Source organism: Paenarthrobacter sp. CAP02 (assembly GCF_040137855.1).
Lineage (GTDB): Bacteria > Actinomycetota > Actinomycetes > Actinomycetales > Micrococcaceae > Arthrobacter.
In genome coordinates, this window is the sequence record NZ_JBEEII010000005.1 from 79,666 (window position 1) to 95,203 (window position 15,538).

Consider the following 15,538-nt stretch of genomic DNA (forward strand, 5'->3'; position numbering starts at 1 on the left):
TCATGCGCAGCAAGCTCGCAGAACGGCTAAGTGCCCCGGGCATTCGTTTCAAGGCCCTGCCCTGGGGCTCCCGCATCGCCCTGCTTTTCCTCGTACTGATTGTGCTGGCGGCCATCTTCGCGCCCGTCATCGCCCCGCATGATCCGCTGGAAACGTTCATTCCCGCCACGCCTCCGGGCGCCGAGCACTTCTTCGGCACCGACCGCCTGGGTCGGGACATTTTCTCCCGCCTGCTTTTCGGCGCACAGTCGTCGCTGATGATCGGCCTCGGCGCCGTGGGCCTGGCCATCCTGGCCGGCGCGCTCCTTGGCTCCTTTGCCGCCACGTCCAGCAAGTCCGTCAATGAAATCATCATGCGGCTCATGGACATCCTCATGGCGTTCCCGGGCATCGCCCTGGCCGCTGTGCTGCTGGCAGCGTTCGGCAACTCGGTGCCCACCATCATCGTCGCGATCGCCATCATCTACACCCCGCAACTTGCCCGGGTGGTCCGCGCCAACGTGCTGGCCCAGTATGGCGAGGACTATGTCCGTGCCGAGCGGGTCATCGGAGCCGGCCGCTTCTACATTCTGGTCAAGCACATTGTCCGCAACACTGCCGCTCCCGTGCTGGTGTTCGCCACGGTCATGGTTGCCGACGCCATCATCCTCGAAGCCTCGCTGTCCTTCCTGGGCGCAGGCGTCCAGGATCCCGCACCGTCATGGGGCAACGTGATCTCCTACGGCCGCAACCTGGTCCTGTCCGGCGGCTGGTGGGCCACTACTTTCGCCGGCCTCACCATCCTTTTGACCGTTCTTTCTTTGAACATCCTGGCCGAGGGCCTCACCGATGCCATGGTGAACCCGAAGCTTCGCCGCGCCCCCGTGGTGAAGGACGACGACGGTTCGGCTGCAGTTATTGCCGTGGACACCGAAGTTGGTACATCCGTTGCCCAGCCTTCAGTGGTTGAGGAACACGAGCTCGACGGCGTCCTGGCGGCTTCGAGCGCCGGCGCCACTTCAGAGGTGGGCTCCTCAGCCGTCCTCACCGATGTGAAGCTCGCCGCCGCCAACCCGCACCTCCTCCTGGACCGCGAACTGGAACTCCTGGCAGCAATCGAAGCGAAGCGCACCGACCGCCTCCCGCAGGTACCGGCAGGCGCACGCAACGTGCTGGAAGTGAAGAACCTGTCCATCCGGTTCCCGGGCCGCTTCGGCGATATCGCGATCGTGGACAACGTGTCCTTCACTGTCCGCGAGGGCGAAACCATGGGCCTTGTGGGCGAGTCCGGTTGCGGTAAGTCCATCACTTCGCTGGCCGTCATGGGCCTGTTGCCCAAAACAGCGCAGGTCACCGGTTCCATCACTTTTGATGGCAAGGAACTCCTGGATCCGAGCACCAAGCACAGCGACCCCAAGGCCTACGTTGGCCTGCGCGGTGAACAGATCGCCATGGTCTACCAGGATGCCCTGAGCTCCCTGAACCCGTCCATGAAGATCAAGGACCAGATGGAGCAACTCACCAAGCGTGGTGGCCGCAAGTCACCCGCGGAGCTGCTGGAGATGGTGAAACTGGACCCGGTCCGGACACTTGCCAGCTACCCTCATGAGCTCTCCGGCGGCCAGCGTCAACGGGTGCTGATTGCCATGGCGTTGTCCCGTTCCCCCAAGATCGTGGTGGCCGACGAGCCGACTACCGCCCTGGACGTCACTGTCCAGAAACAAGTTGTGGATCTGCTGAACGAGCTGCGGGAACAACTCGGGTTTGCCATGGTGTTCGTCAGCCACGACCTCGCGTTGGTGGCCTCCCTGGCCCACCGCATCACGGTGATGTACGCCGGCCAGGTGGTGGAATCCGCACAGGCTTCCGAACTTCTGCGGAACCCCAAGCACGAGTACACCCGTGGCCTGCTGGGTGCCGTCCTGTCCATTGAAGCCGACGCCGCCAGGCTCCACCAGATCCCCGGCACCGTGCCATCCCCGCGGGACTTTGCCACGGGAGACCGCTTTGCCGCCCGGTCCCTGCGCCCCGACGCCGATCCCCACCAGAAGCTGGTGCTCACTTCGGTGGCCTCGGCCAATGGCGATGATGACGCCGACCACTACTGGGCAAGCCACCTGAAGGAGGACGCACGATGAGTGAATCAACCGGCAAACCGGTCATCGAGCTCAAGGACGTCAAGGTCTACCACCACGCACGGACCGGTGGCCTGTTCCGCCCGAACATCGTCAAAGCGGTGGACGGCGTCGACTTCACCATCAGCCGCGGCGAAACCGTCGGCATCGTCGGTGAGTCCGGCTGCGGTAAGTCCACGCTTGCTTCGGTGCTCGTGGGACTGCAGCCGCCGACGTCGGGCAAGGTTTTGTTCCACGGAAAGCCGGCCATCAAGCGGAACGCAGCCATGCGCAAGGAGTTTGGCCGCTCCGTTTCCGTGGTCTTCCAGGACCCGGCCACGGCGCTGAACCCGCGCATGACCATCCAGGACATCCTTACCGACCCCCTGCAGATCCACGGCATCGGCAACGCTTCCTCCCGTGCCGCCAAGGTCAAGGAACTGTTGGCGCTGGTAGGCCTGCCGCAATCGGCAGCCGAAGTAACGCCGTCGCAGGTTTCCGGCGGACAGCGCCAGCGCGTGGCGATCGCCCGTGCACTGGCGTTGGAGCCGGACATCATCGTCGCGGACGAGCCGACGTCGGCCCTGGACGTTTCGGTGCGCGCGCAGGTGCTGAACCTTCTGTCCGATCTGAAGACGCAGCTGAACCTGGGAATGGTGTTTATTTCCCACGACATCCAGACTGTCCGCTACGTTTCGGACCGGATCTGCGTCATGTATTTCGGCAAGATCGTCGAGCAAGGCTCCGCTGCGCAGGTCTTCGACAACCCGAGCAACGAGTACACCAAGAAGCTGCTGGGCGCCGCGCCGAGCCTCCTTCACATCTAGTTTTCCTTTCACACGCAACAAACAACGGAGATTTCTGTGTCCACTCAATTCCAGGGCGTCATTCCCCCGGTCATCACCCCCCGCCACGCTGACGGCAGCATCGACACCGCGTCGCTGAAGAACGTCACCAAGCACCTGATCGACGGCGGCGTCTCCGGACTTTTCGTCCTGGGCTCCTCCGGCGAAGTTCCGTACCTGACCAACGACGAGCGCGAGCTGGTGGTCTCCACCATCGCTGACGCCAACGCCGGTGCGGTCCCGCTGATCGTGGGCGCCAACGAGCAGACCACCACCCGCGTGATCGAGGAAGCCCGCAAGGTGGTTGACCTTGGTGCCGACGCGATCGTGGTGACCTCCATGTACTACGCCATTGGCAACGCAGCAGAGACCGAGACCCACTTCCGCGACATCCACGCCGCCATCGAGAAGCCGATCTTCGCCTACGACGTTCCCGTCCGCACCCACTTCAAGCTGCCCACGGATCTTTTGGTCCGCCTCGGCCGCGACGGCGTGATCGCCGGCGTCAAGGACTCCTCCGGCGACGACGTCTCCTTCCGCCAGCTGCTCCTGGCTGCCAAGGACATCCCCAACTTCGACATCTTCACCGGTCACGAAGTAGTGGTGGACGGCGCCCTCCTGGGTGGGGCCCAGGGCGTCGTCCCTGGGCTCGGCAACGTTGATCCCGCGGGTTACCGCCGTCTCTTCGATGCCGCACAGTCCGGTGACTGGGCCCGCGCCGCACGCGAGCAGGATCGTCTGGCCGACGTCTTCGAGATCGTCTACACCCCCAACGGACGCGTCTCCGGAGGCGCAGCCGGCCTGGGTGCGTTCAAGACCGCGCTGCAGGTGATGGGCGTGATCGAGTCCAACACCATGAGCTCGCCCATGCTCAGCCTGAACGATTCCGAGACCGCTGCGATCCGGGAAATCCTGGAACGCAACGGGCTGGTCTAACCTTCATGACCCACGTGATCGGCGTTGACCTCGGCGGCACCAAGACCGCCGCCGGGGTTGTCTCCCCCTCTGGCGAAGTTTTAATGACGGAGACCATTCCGACGTTGAACCGGGACGGTGGCGAAGCGATCCTGGACGCCACCGCTGCGCTGATCGCGGGCTTGGCGGAGCGCGCTGCCGACGCCGGACATCAAGTGTCCGGTGTCGGCGTCGGCTCCGCCGGGGTCATTGACGCTACGTCCGGGATGGTGGTGTCCGCGACCGACGCAATTTCGGGCTGGGCGGGCACTGCGCTGGTTTCCGGACTTTCTTCACGCCTCGGCCTTGCTGTTCGGGCCGTCAACGATGTCCACGCACACGCCCTGGGCGAGGCATGGCTGGGAGCCTCGGCAGGTTCGGCCAGCTCACTGATGGTCGCGTTCGGCACAGGGGTTGGCGGCAGTTTTGTGCTGGGTGGCTCCCCGGTCCTGGGGCACCGTTTTGTTGGCGGGCATGTGGGTCATTTCGCTTCACCTTTCGCGGTTTCCGACGGCGTTCCGTTGCCTTGTGTTTGTGGTTCGGCCGGTCACGTTGAGGCAATAGCTTCCGGGCCTGCGATCCATGAGGCTTATCTGCGCTGTGGCGGCTCTACTGCGTCAGCGACCGACACGCGCGGCGTGTTCGCGCTGGCCGCTGCTGAAGCCCACGACGGCGGCGCCTCCTTTGGGGCCAGCCGCGACGCCGCTGTGCGCGCCATCCACGTCGGCGCCACCGCAGCCGGCCAGGCCGTGGGCGGCCTCATTAACATCCTGGATCCCGAAACCGTGGTGATCTCCGGAGGACTGGCCGATGCCGGCGAGCTCTGGTGGAAACCCATGGAAGCTGCCCTCCGCCAGGAACTCTTGGCACCCTTGGCTGCAGTCCCCGTGCTCAGGGCGTCCCTGGGCAACTCCGCTGCCATTATTGGCGCCGCGAAACTCGTCCTTCTTTAAAGGGAGACATCATGATCCTCACCCCTGAAAACCTTGAAGCCCTGCGCTCCCAGCTGATCGTCTCTTGCCAGGCCTACCCGGGTGAGCCCATGCGTGATCCCCGGACAACGGGTCAGGTGGCGGCATCCGCTGTGATCGGCGGGGCTGCGGCGATCCGCGTCCAAGGGTTGGCCGACGTGCAGTTCACGCGTGCCGCCGTCGAGGTCCCTGTCATCGGACTGTGGAAGGACGGGCACGACGGCGTCTTTATCACCCCTACACTCCGGCACGCCCTTGCAGTGGCGAACGCAGGGGCGCATGTTGTGGCGATCGATGGAACGCGCCGGGCCCGCCCGGATGGGCTGTCCCTTTCCGCCACCATCAGCGGCATCCATGCTGAGTCGCATGCGCTGGTCATGGCTGACTGTGGCTCGTTCGATGACGCTGTTGCTGCCGTGGAGGCCGGGGCGGACCTGATCGGCACCACGCTTGCCGGCTACACCGGCGAACGCCCCAAGACGGGTGGCCCGGACTTGGAGTTGCTGTCCTCGATAGCAGCCGCTGACCTCGGCAAACCCCTGATCGCCGAGGGCCGCATCCACACCCCGGCCCATGCCCGCCAGGCCCTCGACGCCGGCGCGTTCGCCGTGGTTGTGGGCACGGCAATCACCCACCCGGCCAGCATCACGGGCTGGTTCAAGGGCGCGATGCACACCTAAGCCTGCGTTGTGAGGCCCGCTCTGCGCCCCAAAACCCCCACACACCCAGCACACCAGGCCCCACAACGCACCACCCACACATGCCAGGCCCACTCTGCGCCCCAAAACCCACACCAACCCCGCACACCAGGCCCCACAACGCAGGGCTCCCGGCGTAGGCTTTCCCCATGACTGCCGAGAGCTCCCGCGAGTACGACGTAATAGTGATCGGCGCAGGCGCCGTTGGGGAAAACGTGGCGGACCGGGTGGTCCGGGGCGGCCTGTCGGTGGTGATCGTGGAGAACGAGTTGGTGGGCGGCGAGTGTTCCTACTGGGCGTGCATTCCTTCGAAGGCGCTCCTTCGCCCGGGCAGTGTGCTGCACGCGGCCCAGGTCATCCCGGGCGCGTCCGAGGCCGTAACCGGGGTGGTGGACGCGAAGGCCGCACTGGAGCATCGCGACTGGTTCACCAACAACTGGGAAGACGGCAGCCAGGTCGAATGGCTGGAGAGCGCCGGCATCGACCTCATCCGTGGCCGCGGCCGGATCACTGGAGCCCGCGAGGTCCAGGTGGACGGCCTGGACGGAAACAGTTACGCCTTGAAGGCGCATCATGCCGTGGTGGTGGCAACGGGTTCCACACCCACCATCCCGGGGATCGCGGGCTTGGAAGACGTACCCTTTTGGACGACGCGCGGCGCCACGGCAGCCAAGGAGATCCCCAAACGCCTCGTCGTCCTGGGCGGTGGAGTGGCTGGCGTTGAAATGGCGCAGGCGTTCGCGCGGCTTGGATGCGATGTGGCGGTTGTCGCCCGCGGACGCCTCCTGAGCAGCTATCCGGAGGAAGCGGCCAATCTTGTCCTGGCGGGCCTCCGCGCCGACGGGATCGATGTCCGCCTCCACACTGACGTGGACAAGGTGGAAAAGAACGACGACGGCTCGGTAACAGTCACGCTCGACGGCGCAACGCTCCAAGCCGATCAACTCCTGGTCGCTTCCGGGAGGCACCCTTCTTTGGCCAACCTTGGCCTGGACAGTGTGGGCATTGAAGCGCCTGACGGCAAACCCCTCAAGCTCACCACGGACGCCAGCGGGCTCGTCGACGGTCCCGCCAGCGATGGCACCAGTGGGCTGTGGCTCTACGCTGCCGGGGATGCCGCAGGCAAGGTGCTGCTGACCCACCAGGGCAAGTACGAGGCCCGCGCTACGGGGGATGCAATCGTCGCCCGGGCCAACGGCAAACTCAAGGGCAGCCCGCAGCCGTGGAGTCCATGGGCCCACACTGCCAACGACCACGCTGTACCAAGTGTCGTGTTCACTGATCCCGAAGTTGCTTCCGTGGGACTGAGCCTGGAGCAGGCCCTCCTGCAGGGAAAGAATGTCACGGGCGTCGAGTTGCCCATCAACGTATCGGGTTCCCAGCTGCACTCCCCCGATTACAAAGGGTGGGCGCAGATGGTGGTGGACGAGGACCGGAAGGTGATCCTCGGGGCAACGTTCGCCGGTCCGGGCGTGGCTGAGCTGCTCCACTCCGCCACCATCGCGATCGTGGGAGAAGTTCCCCTCAACAGGCTGTGGCATGCGGTTCCGTCTTACCCGACCATCAGCGAGATCTGGTTGCGCCTGCTGGAAAAGTACGGACTCTAGGATCTATTTGAACTGACCGGTCAGTTCAGTTAGACTTTTCGCAGACACCATTTCTGCGAAAGGCTTCATTGTGCTGTCCGTACAGCAACTCCAGATCAACGGCCGCCGGGGCGATCTCCTTCCGGCAACGTCCCTCACCGTGAGCCGCGGGGAACTCCTGCTGGTGGCCGGCGAAGGCCAAGACCAGCGGACGGCTTTGGCATTGGCCCTTAGCGGCCGCATGAAGCCCAGCAATGGCGTCCTCAGCTGGGACAACACCACCAAGACCAAGAAGATCCGCCTTGCGAGCGCTCTGGTTGACTCCCCCGGCGTCAACGAGCCCGAGCAGCACCTCAGCGTCCGGGACCTCGTCACCGAGGACCTCTCGCTCATCCCGCGCCGCTACCGTGGAGCGCTGCTGAGCAAGCCCTGGCTGAAGGTCAACAGCTTTGAAGACATCGCCGACCTGTGGATCGAACAGCTGCCTGCGGGACGGCGCCTGGAACTCCTGTCCGCGCTCGCCCTGGCTGACCCTGCCACCGACCTCCTGGTGGTGGACTCCCCCGACCGCCACAGCGCCGATCCGTCAACGTGGTTGCCCCGCCTGCAGGCCTTGGCGTCCGACGCCGGGCGGCCGCTTGCGGTGGTAGCCGTGGTCGGTGCCCTGCCGGACAACTGGACCGGTGCAGCCGCGGTGATCGGCAACTCAGTTTCGCACCCGCCCGAACCGGAATCGGAACCCACCCCCTCGGCGCCTGAGCCGGCTGCCGCCGTCGAGCCCCAGCCCAGCGCGGAGCCCCAGCCGCACGCAAAGCATGCCGCCGAAGCGGCCGAACCCGCCGCCGAACCCGACGTCGAGACGGCCGAACCCGTCGACGAACCCGAAAACCAAAACCTCCAAAGGACTGCAAAGTGACTGTTCTGCGGCTCGCCCGCTCCGAACTCAAGCGCATGACCGGCGGGCTCCTGCCCAAGCTGACCATCCTCGCCCTGACCATGGTTCCGTTGTTGTACGGTGCCGTGTACCTTTACGCGAACTGGGATCCGTACGGCAACCTGAACCAGATCGACGCCGCCCTGGTGGTCGAGGACACCGGCGCCACCACCAAGGACGGCAGCGAACTGCAGGCGGGCAAGAAGGTGGCGGACAGCCTGGTGGAAGGCCATGTCTTCAACTGGAAGCAGGTCGCCAGCGCCGAGGATGCGGACGCCGGCGTCAAGACCGGTGAATACGCCTTCGCACTTCGGATCCCCAAGGACTTCTCCGCAAACCTTGCATCCCCGGGCAGCTTCGACGCCGCCAACCAGGCCATGCTGCACGTCACCACCAATGACGCCAACAACTACCTGTTGAGTACTATCGTGGACAAACTCACCACCGCTGTGCACTCCACGGTCGCCAAAGAGGTGGGCGAAGAGACAGCCAACCAGCTCCTCACCGGTTTCGGCACCATCCACGCTTCAATCGTCAAAGCAGCGGACGGCGCAGGACAGCTCGCCGATGGTGTCGGTAAGCTCAGTGACGGCGCCGCGACCCTCCATGACGGCACCACGCAACTGGTTGCCGGCGCGGACCAGTTGGTGGCCGGCCAAACGAAATTGCGCGACGGAGCGGTCCAGCTGAACGGCGGCGCGAGCCAGCTGAGTTCCGGCCTGACAGAGCTCAAGAACAAGACCTCCACGCTGCCCGCAGACTCCCAGAAGCTGGCAGACGGTGCGGCACAGGTCGCCGCCGGAAACGCCCAGTTGAACGCGAAAGTCCAGGACGTCGTGGGTCAGCTCGAAGCAGCGGACAAGGGTCTGCGCACCAGGGTTGTGGAGTCCAACGCCCGGCTGGTGACGTCCGGTGTGCTCACACAGGAGCAGGCTGACAAGGTCCTGGCCGACTTCGATGCCGCCGCTGCATCCAACCCGGTCCAGGACGCCAAGGCGAAGATCTCCGGCGACGCCGCAAAGATCCAGCAGCTCTCTGACGGCTCGGCCGCGGTGAGCGCCGGGGCCTCAAAGCTTGCAGCCGCCACCCCCACGCTCACGGACGCCATCTCCAAGGCAGCCGCCGGCGCAGGCCAGCTCCAAACCGGCGCGTCCACCCTCGCCGCCGGCCAACAGTCGGCGCTCGATGGGGCGGTAAAGCTCGACGACGGCGCCCACCAACTGGACGACGGCGCCGGCCAACTCGCCAGCGGCGCAGTGACCGCCTCCGATGGCTCGCACACCCTGGCATCAGAACTCGCGAAGGGCGCCGGAGACATCCCCAACCCGAACGACGAGCAAAAGAGCAGCGTCTCCAAGGTGATCGCTGATCCCGTCGCAGTGGAGAACGTCTCGCAGGCCAAAGCCAACTCCTATGGCGCCGGCCTTGCACCGTTCTTCCTGACTCTTGCCCTGTGGATCGGCGTGTTCATGTTGGTCCAGGCCATGCGGCCCATCACCCAGCGCGCCCTTGCCTCGAACGCACCTTCGTGGAAGATTGCCGTGGGCGGCTGGTTGCCTTTCTTCGTGGTCTCCGTTTTCCAGGCCACGATCCTCACGCTCGTGGTGAACCTGGGCCTGGGTCTCAACGCCTCGCACCCGATCGGCATGTGGCTGTTCATGCTGGCAGCCGTCATGGCGTTCACCGCGATCATCCAAGGCATCGTGGCCCTCCTCGGGACGCCCGGCAAGTTCGTGGTGTTGATCCTCCTGGTCCTCCAGCTCGTTTCCTCCGGCGGCACCTTCCCTTGGCAGACCACGCCGATGCCGTTGCATGTGGTCCACGAGATCATGCCCATGGGCTACGTTGTCACGGGTATGCGGCACCTGATCTACGGCGGTGAGCTCAGCATGATCTGGCCTACCGTACTGGGCCTGCTTGGGTACACTTTGCTGGGAGCGGCGCTGTCCACTCTCGCCGTCCGCAAGCACAAGATGTGGACTTTGAAGACCCTGAAGCCGGAGATCGCAGTATGAGCACCACCGAGCCGCTCTCCTCGGATTCCGCGGTGGGCGGGAGCAAGAAGCTTCGCCCCGAACGAACCAACGCCACCAAGCAACGCTTGTTCGAGGCCTCCATGGAGCTGATCGGCGAACGCGGCGCTGCCGGAGTGACAGTTGACGAAATCGCCGCCGCGGCCGGGGTTTCCAAGGGATCCGTCTACTACAACTTCGGCAGCAAGTCCGACCTCATCGCCCAGCTGCTGCGGCATGGCGTGGACATCATGCTGGTCCGGCTCCAAGATGTCCAGGGCCAGAGCAGCGACCCGCTCGAATCCATGAAGAACATGGTGGGGCAGGCGATGGACTTCATGGACGACTACCCGTCGTTCGCCCGCCTGTGGGTCAGTGAAAACTGGCGCACGCCGGGCGAATGGAGCGCAGTGTTCACGGAACTCCGCGCCGAACTGCTGGCTGTCATCGGCTCCGCGGTGGAACGGGTGGCAGAGGGCTACAGAGTGGACGAGTCGATCGCCCGCGGGAGCCTGGAAGCAGCCATCTTCGGTGCGATCTTCGTCGTAGGACTCGACCAGCAGACCTACAACCCGGAACGAACCCGCGACCAGAGCGTCGCGGCTGTGATGACCATCATGCACGGGTACGTCATCAAGTAAGACGGTATCCAACTGCAATCTACGACGGCGTGGCGTGGCCACTTGGTCGGCGATGATTAACCTCATGCGTCACATGGGGAACAGCGGAAAACTAGCGGTCATTGCCGCCTTCGTATCCCTGGGGCTGTTGGTGCTCGCCGCCGTCGTCCTTGAGGAACTGGTGCTGTACCTCTTCCTGGGCGCCGTGCTGCTCTGCTACCTGTCCTGCATCGTCCAGCTCTTCAACCGTCGCAGGTACCTGGTGGTTCTCCTCGGCGCAGCCGGCACCAGCCTGTTCATCGGATTCAGCATCGCCTTCCTGCGTATGTGGGGCCTGGCGTTCAACCAGGACACCAACGCCATGGGAAGCGCCGTCAGCACCGAAGACTCGGACATCTACTTCTACCTCGCAGCGGTGGCCGGTGTTGGCACCTTGGCGGTGATGTTCCTCGGAGCCGTGGTGCCGTCCTTCGGATCGCGGGCACCTGCTCCCGCCAAGCGGCCGACAGCCGGAGCCAAGCGAATTCCGGCTGCACGCAAGCCAACCCCGCGGCCTGCTTCCCCACGCCCAACCACTCCGGCCAAGCGTCCCACGGCTCCCCGCACTTCTTCCGGCGCCTCCAAGACCACCACGGTGAAGCGCGCCGCTCCACGAACGCCGGCGACGCCAGCCAAGCGACCGGCGTCGAGCTCTTCTTCCCAACGCAGGCCGGCACCTAAACGCTAAGCCCTGCGTTGTGAGGCCCGCTCTGCGTGCTGACGCGAGAGCTAAACACGCACAGCAGGCCCCACAACCGAACCACGCCACGTTGCGGGGCCCGCTCTGCGCGCTTACGCGGGAGCTAAACACGCAAAGCGGGCCCCACAACGGGCGGGTCAGGAGTCGAAACCCAACCCCACGGCGTCGAGCGCTTTGAGGATGAGGTTCCGTTTGCCCTGGTTGTGGTCCGCCCTGTCCATGGACCAGCGGGTCAGGTTGATGCCCAAGGACGCCAGCGGTTCCGGCGGGAAGGGCAAGGGCCGTTTCCTGACCATTTCCACACGCGTGCGTTCAGTGTCCAGGCCAGCCAACAGGTCCAGGAGCACATCGGCCGCGAACGCCGTGGCACCAACTCCGAGTCCCGTGAAGCCAGCAGCGTAAGCCACCCTGTTCCTGCGCGCGGTGCCGAAGAAGGCACAGAACTGCGTGCTCGAATCGATGGGCCCTGCCCACTTGTGCGTGAACTTCAGCACCCAGGTGAAGCACGTGATGTTCGAGCTGGAGGGCCTGGCTGAGAAGGACTGGCACCGAACCATCTTTACTTTGCGCTGATCCCCTCCCGTTGCGGGGCCTGCTCTGCGCGCTAAGGCGAGAGCTAAACGCGCAAAGCAGGCCCCGCAACGGGGATGTCCGGGCGTTTCCGCGAGGCACCCAGTACTGCGGTGGCAACGCCCAGGAGCAGGATCAGCCCGCCCAGGATTTCGGCTGGTGTGGGAACCTCGTTCAGGACCAGCCAAGCCGCCGTCATGCCCACCACCGGGACGAGCAGCGTGAAGGGCACGACGTCGGAACTTGGGTAGAGCGACAACAGACGGTTCCAGATGCCGTAGCCCACAAGCGAGGCGAACACTGCGGTGTAGATCGCACTCAGGATCGTGGCCGCCTGGAGGTCCAAAAGCGTCGCCCACACCGTGTCCGGACCGTCCACAACGAGCGACAATCCTGCCAACGGGACAGGCACCACCGCACCGGACCACACCACCAGGCCAAGCCCGGACTTGGCCTTCGAGTGCCGCGCCACCACGTTCCCCACCGCCCATGACAACGCCGCTGCCAGCACGATCATGAGCGGGAGCACCGGGGCTACTGCGCTGCGCCCCAACGCCACCACCGCCAAGCCTGCGATGCCAAGCACTACCCCGGCCAGTTGGCGGCGGCTGGGCCTCTCACCGAGGAACCTGGAGGCCAGCAGAATGGTGAACAATACCTGCGCCTGAAGGACCAGGGACGCCAGGCCAGCCGGCATCCCCAGTGCCATGCCGAGATAGAGGAGCCCGAACTGGCCGGCACTCATGAAGAGTCCGACGCCGACAATCGCCTTCCAGCCGACGTCGGGTTTGCGGATGAACAAGATGAAGGGGAACACGACCAGGAGGAAGCGCATGGCGACGAAGAGCAACGGCGGCACATCCCGGCCGTTCGCGTGCAGGCCGAGGTCGATAGCGACGAAGTTGATGCCCCAGAGGACGGCTACCAGGACGGCGAGAGCAGAGTGGCGAAAGTTCACAAGTCCACTCTGGACCCCTTGTCCTTGAAGCACCAGCATTGATTTCCGCATGGAACCACGTAGATTTGCTTCATGATCGACATCTCGGCTTTGAGGGCGCTGGTCGCCGTGGAACAGCACGGTTCGGTGGTGGCCGCCTCCGACGTGATGGGCTATAGCCCCTCGGCAGTCTCGCAGCAGATCAAGAAGTTGGAAAAACAGACAGGCGTTGCTGTATTGGAGCGCAATGGCCGCGGCGTGCTGCTGACGGAGCGGGGGCTGGCGCTGGCAGGCTATGGTCGTCGCATCATGGGCGAGCTCGAGGAACTGCAGGCCACTCTGCTGGCCGATCCCGCCAAACCCACGGGGCTGCTGAGGATGGCGGCATTCTCGACCGCCTGCCGCGGACTGGTGGGACCCATGTTCGGGCGACTCGCCGCATCCCACCCCACCCTGGACATCACTGTGCTGGCAGAGGATCCCCGCGAAGCCGTGCAAAGGGTGGCCTCCGGAGAAGCTGAGCTCGCAGTGGTCCACAACTGGAACTCGGTGCCTTTGGTCATCCCCGAGAACCTGGTACACGAGGACCTGTGCGTGGACCAGGCCGATGTGCTCGTCAACAGCACCCACGCACTCGCGGCGAGGGCCGCCGTCGAGCGCGAAGATTTGCTGGACGAGACCTGGATCAGCACCCCGGCGGGGGCAATCTGCAACGAGGCCCTGCTGCAGATTTTCGCCGGACTGGGGCGTGTGCCTGATATCCGCGTGTACGACCCCGACTTTTCCACGCACATCGCCATGGTGGAGCAGGGGGTGGCCGTGGCACTGGTTCCGCGACTGGGCCGCCCACCACTGCCATCGGGCGTGGTGGCCATTCCGGTGATGAATCCTGCCCAGCAGCGCTCCGTCGGAGTGGTGTACCGCAAGACCATGACAGCCAGCCCCAACATCCGCCTGGCCGTACGCATGCTGCGCGAAGTCGCGGCGGAACAGCTTCCTAGTGGCGGGGCACCTTAAACTGCGTCAGCCGGGCATCCTGGCCATCCAGCTCCGCCCACGGTTTTTCCGTCTCCAACACCGTCAACGCACTGGTTGGGTAGCGAGTGGCGGCGTCCATGTAGGCATCGTGATCGGAATCGCGGGACGCCAAGTGCATGGCGAGGTCCTGCACTCCGGGCATATGCGAAATGACCATCAGCGTGGTTACGGTGTCCGGAACGTGGTTGATCACCGTCAGCATCCGGTTCGCTGAGGCAGCATACAGGCCGTCCTCCAGCTTCGGAGTGGGAGCCTTCTCCCCCAACTCATTGCACACCCAGGTGCATGTCTGGCGCGTCCTGAGCGCGGACGAGCACAGGATGAAATCCGGGACCACCCCGTGCTTGAGCAACCACTGTCCGGCCAACGGGGCTTCCCGGTGGCCGCGTTCCTCCAAGGGACGCTCATGATCGGGCACGCCCACCGGCCAGTCCGCCTTGGCATGCCGCATGATCACAAGGCGCTTTAGGTGATGGTCGCTCATGCAACAACCCTATCGAAAGCAAAAGCGCCCGCCCCAAAGGGACGGACGCTTTCGGCAGTCAAAAGATCAGATCGAGTATTCCGGAGCGGCCCAGACAATGACTTCGGGGTGCTCGTAGAAGCGGTAGCCCTGGCCGCGGACCGTGCGGACAGTGTTGGCGAGGCGGCCCAGCTTGGAGCGCAGTCGGCGGATGTGAACGTCGATGGTGCGTTCGTTGGGCACTTCCTCGGCGTTACGCCACAGGCCTTCGAGCAGTTCGTCGCGACCCACGGTACGGGTGCCGTTCTCAACGAGGTAGTTGAGGAGCTCGAATTCCTTGAACGTCAGGTTCAGCGATTCGCCGTCCAGGTGAACTTCACGCCGGGCGAGGTCGATCAGCACGCCGGACGGGCGGGACTCCTGCTGCGGCGCCGGACGGGCAGCTTCGGTGCGCTGCCGTGAGGCAACCGTGGGGTCACCGAAGGTGGAACGCACGACGTCGAGGGCGGACCCGGGCGCGCCGGCGGGGGCCACTGCGACGGCAGCGTAGCTCTCCGCGCCGGTCACCAAAGACTGCGCGTAGGCGCGGATTTCCTGGGCAAGCTTGGCGATGGACGTTCCTGCGGCGGCTGCGGTTTCTTCGTCAATACCCATGTAGAGCACGAAGCCGCGGGCTACGTTGTCGTTGGCAACGGGACGCAGCCGGTCGGACTGGGCAATGACCGGCGTGGGAGCGGTCATGGGTGCCGGCTCTGCGGCGGGCACGGCGCGCAACTGGCCGTAGGAGTTGGGGTTGTAACCCTGCGGGACGTAGCCCGGAGCCTGCTGGCCGGCGCCTTGCGGGGCCGCAGAGTAGCCGGGACGGTTACCGAACCCGGGGCGGAGTCCTGCGTTTGACGCGGCCTTGTTGGCGTTACGGACGGAGATGTGGACGTATCCAGATGCAACTGACATGGAGTGCTTACCTCAAAAGTGAATAGCCGTCATCGCGGCTTCGAATGCTGGTTGTCCCCGCAATGAGTTTGGGGAGGGGCGCCCAACGCTGGGCTAGGGGGCGAATGCCTGAAACTTCTTGGGG

The 15,538-nt window shown here is 64.9% G+C and carries 15 protein-coding genes and 1 pseudogene; 12 read left to right on the forward strand and 4 right to left on the reverse strand.

Annotated elements, in window-relative coordinates; translation table 11 throughout:
- The first annotated feature begins 2 nt into the window (after positions 1-2).
- From ABHM97_RS10285 to ABHM97_RS10330, 10 genes are all read left to right on the forward strand, one after another.
- Positions 3-2,117 carry a dipeptide/oligopeptide/nickel ABC transporter permease/ATP-binding protein gene (locus ABHM97_RS10285; protein WP_349470587.1) on the forward strand — a complete coding sequence of 705 codons (2,115 nt, stop codon included), beginning with the start codon at positions 3-5 and terminating at the stop codon, positions 2,115-2,117.
- Positions 2,114-2,920: an ABC transporter ATP-binding protein gene (locus ABHM97_RS10290; RefSeq protein ID WP_349470589.1), complete on the forward strand. Its 807-nt coding sequence runs from the start codon at positions 2,114-2,116 to the stop codon at positions 2,918-2,920. Before ABHM97_RS10285 ends, ABHM97_RS10290 begins: the two co-directional genes overlap by 4 nt.
- Positions 2,921-2,956: 36 nt before the next feature.
- Positions 2,957-3,874: a dihydrodipicolinate synthase family protein gene (locus tag ABHM97_RS10295; protein WP_349470590.1), complete on the forward strand. Its 918-nt coding sequence runs from the start codon at positions 2,957-2,959 to the stop codon at positions 3,872-3,874.
- Between the two features lie 5 nt (positions 3,875-3,879).
- Positions 3,880-4,845 carry an ROK family protein gene (locus tag ABHM97_RS10300; protein ID WP_349470591.1) on the forward strand — a complete coding sequence of 322 codons (966 nt, stop codon included), beginning with the start codon at positions 3,880-3,882 and terminating at the stop codon, positions 4,843-4,845.
- Positions 4,846-4,856: 11 nt separating this feature from the next.
- Positions 4,857-5,543, forward strand: coding sequence for an N-acetylmannosamine-6-phosphate 2-epimerase (locus ABHM97_RS10305; protein ID WP_349470592.1), 687 nt, complete (start codon positions 4,857-4,859; stop codon positions 5,541-5,543).
- A gap of 167 nt (positions 5,544-5,710) precedes the next feature.
- Complete coding sequence (locus ABHM97_RS10310) at positions 5,711-7,168, forward strand: dihydrolipoyl dehydrogenase family protein (RefSeq protein WP_349470593.1); 1,458 nt, start codon at positions 5,711-5,713, stop codon at positions 7,166-7,168.
- Positions 7,169-7,238: 70 nt separating this feature from the next.
- Entirely contained in the window at positions 7,239-8,063 is an 825-nt protein-coding gene (locus ABHM97_RS10315) for a P-loop NTPase family protein (RefSeq protein WP_349470594.1), read from the forward strand.
- Positions 8,060-10,096, forward strand: coding sequence for a YhgE/Pip family protein (locus ABHM97_RS10320; protein WP_349470595.1), 2,037 nt, complete (start codon positions 8,060-8,062; stop codon positions 10,094-10,096). Before ABHM97_RS10315 ends, ABHM97_RS10320 begins: the two co-directional genes overlap by 4 nt.
- Complete coding sequence (locus tag ABHM97_RS10325; protein ID WP_349470596.1) at positions 10,093-10,734, forward strand: TetR/AcrR family transcriptional regulator; 642 nt, start codon at positions 10,093-10,095, stop codon at positions 10,732-10,734. Before ABHM97_RS10320 ends, ABHM97_RS10325 begins: the two co-directional genes overlap by 4 nt.
- A gap of 73 nt (positions 10,735-10,807) precedes the next feature.
- Positions 10,808-11,440 carry a hypothetical protein gene (locus tag ABHM97_RS10330; RefSeq protein WP_349470597.1) on the forward strand — a complete coding sequence of 211 codons (633 nt, stop codon included), beginning with the start codon at positions 10,808-10,810 and terminating at the stop codon, positions 11,438-11,440.
- A gap of 149 nt (positions 11,441-11,589) precedes the next feature.
- Here the strand turns inward: ABHM97_RS10330 and ABHM97_RS10335 are convergent.
- Positions 11,590-11,943: pseudogene (locus tag ABHM97_RS10335) on the reverse strand (FAD-dependent oxidoreductase); the annotation flags it as partial.
- Here ABHM97_RS10335 and ABHM97_RS10340 point away from each other — a divergent pair.
- The gene (locus tag ABHM97_RS10340; RefSeq protein WP_255774124.1) at positions 11,900-12,025 is read left to right on the forward strand and encodes a hypothetical protein; all 126 of its coding nucleotides are present in this window, start codon (positions 11,900-11,902) and stop codon (positions 12,023-12,025) included. The pseudogene ABHM97_RS10335 and the gene ABHM97_RS10340 sit on opposite strands and share 44 nt — an antisense overlap.
- A gap of 43 nt (positions 12,026-12,068) precedes the next feature.
- Here the strand turns inward: ABHM97_RS10340 and ABHM97_RS10345 are convergent, their stop codons facing one another.
- Positions 12,069-12,980, reverse strand: a complete 912-nt coding sequence (locus ABHM97_RS10345; RefSeq protein WP_349470598.1) for an EamA family transporter — start codon at positions 12,978-12,980, stop codon at positions 12,069-12,071.
- Positions 12,981-13,052: 72 nt separating this feature from the next.
- Here ABHM97_RS10345 and ABHM97_RS10350 point away from each other — a divergent pair, with 72 nt between their 5' ends.
- The gene (locus tag ABHM97_RS10350) at positions 13,053-13,976 is read left to right on the forward strand and encodes a LysR family transcriptional regulator (protein WP_349470599.1); all 924 of its coding nucleotides are present in this window, start codon (positions 13,053-13,055) and stop codon (positions 13,974-13,976) included.
- Here the strand turns inward: ABHM97_RS10350 and ABHM97_RS10355 are convergent.
- Both ABHM97_RS10355 and ABHM97_RS10360 read right to left on the reverse strand, forming a co-directional pair.
- Complete coding sequence (locus tag ABHM97_RS10355) at positions 13,957-14,481, reverse strand: SixA phosphatase family protein (protein WP_235519994.1); 525 nt, start codon at positions 14,479-14,481, stop codon at positions 13,957-13,959. The genes ABHM97_RS10350 and ABHM97_RS10355 overlap by 20 nt on opposite strands.
- A gap of 66 nt (positions 14,482-14,547) precedes the next feature.
- On the reverse strand, positions 14,548-15,414 hold the full coding sequence (locus ABHM97_RS10360) for a winged helix-turn-helix domain-containing protein (protein WP_235519993.1): 867 nt from the start codon (positions 15,412-15,414) through the stop codon (positions 14,548-14,550).
- Between the last annotated feature and the right edge of the window lie 124 nt (positions 15,415-15,538).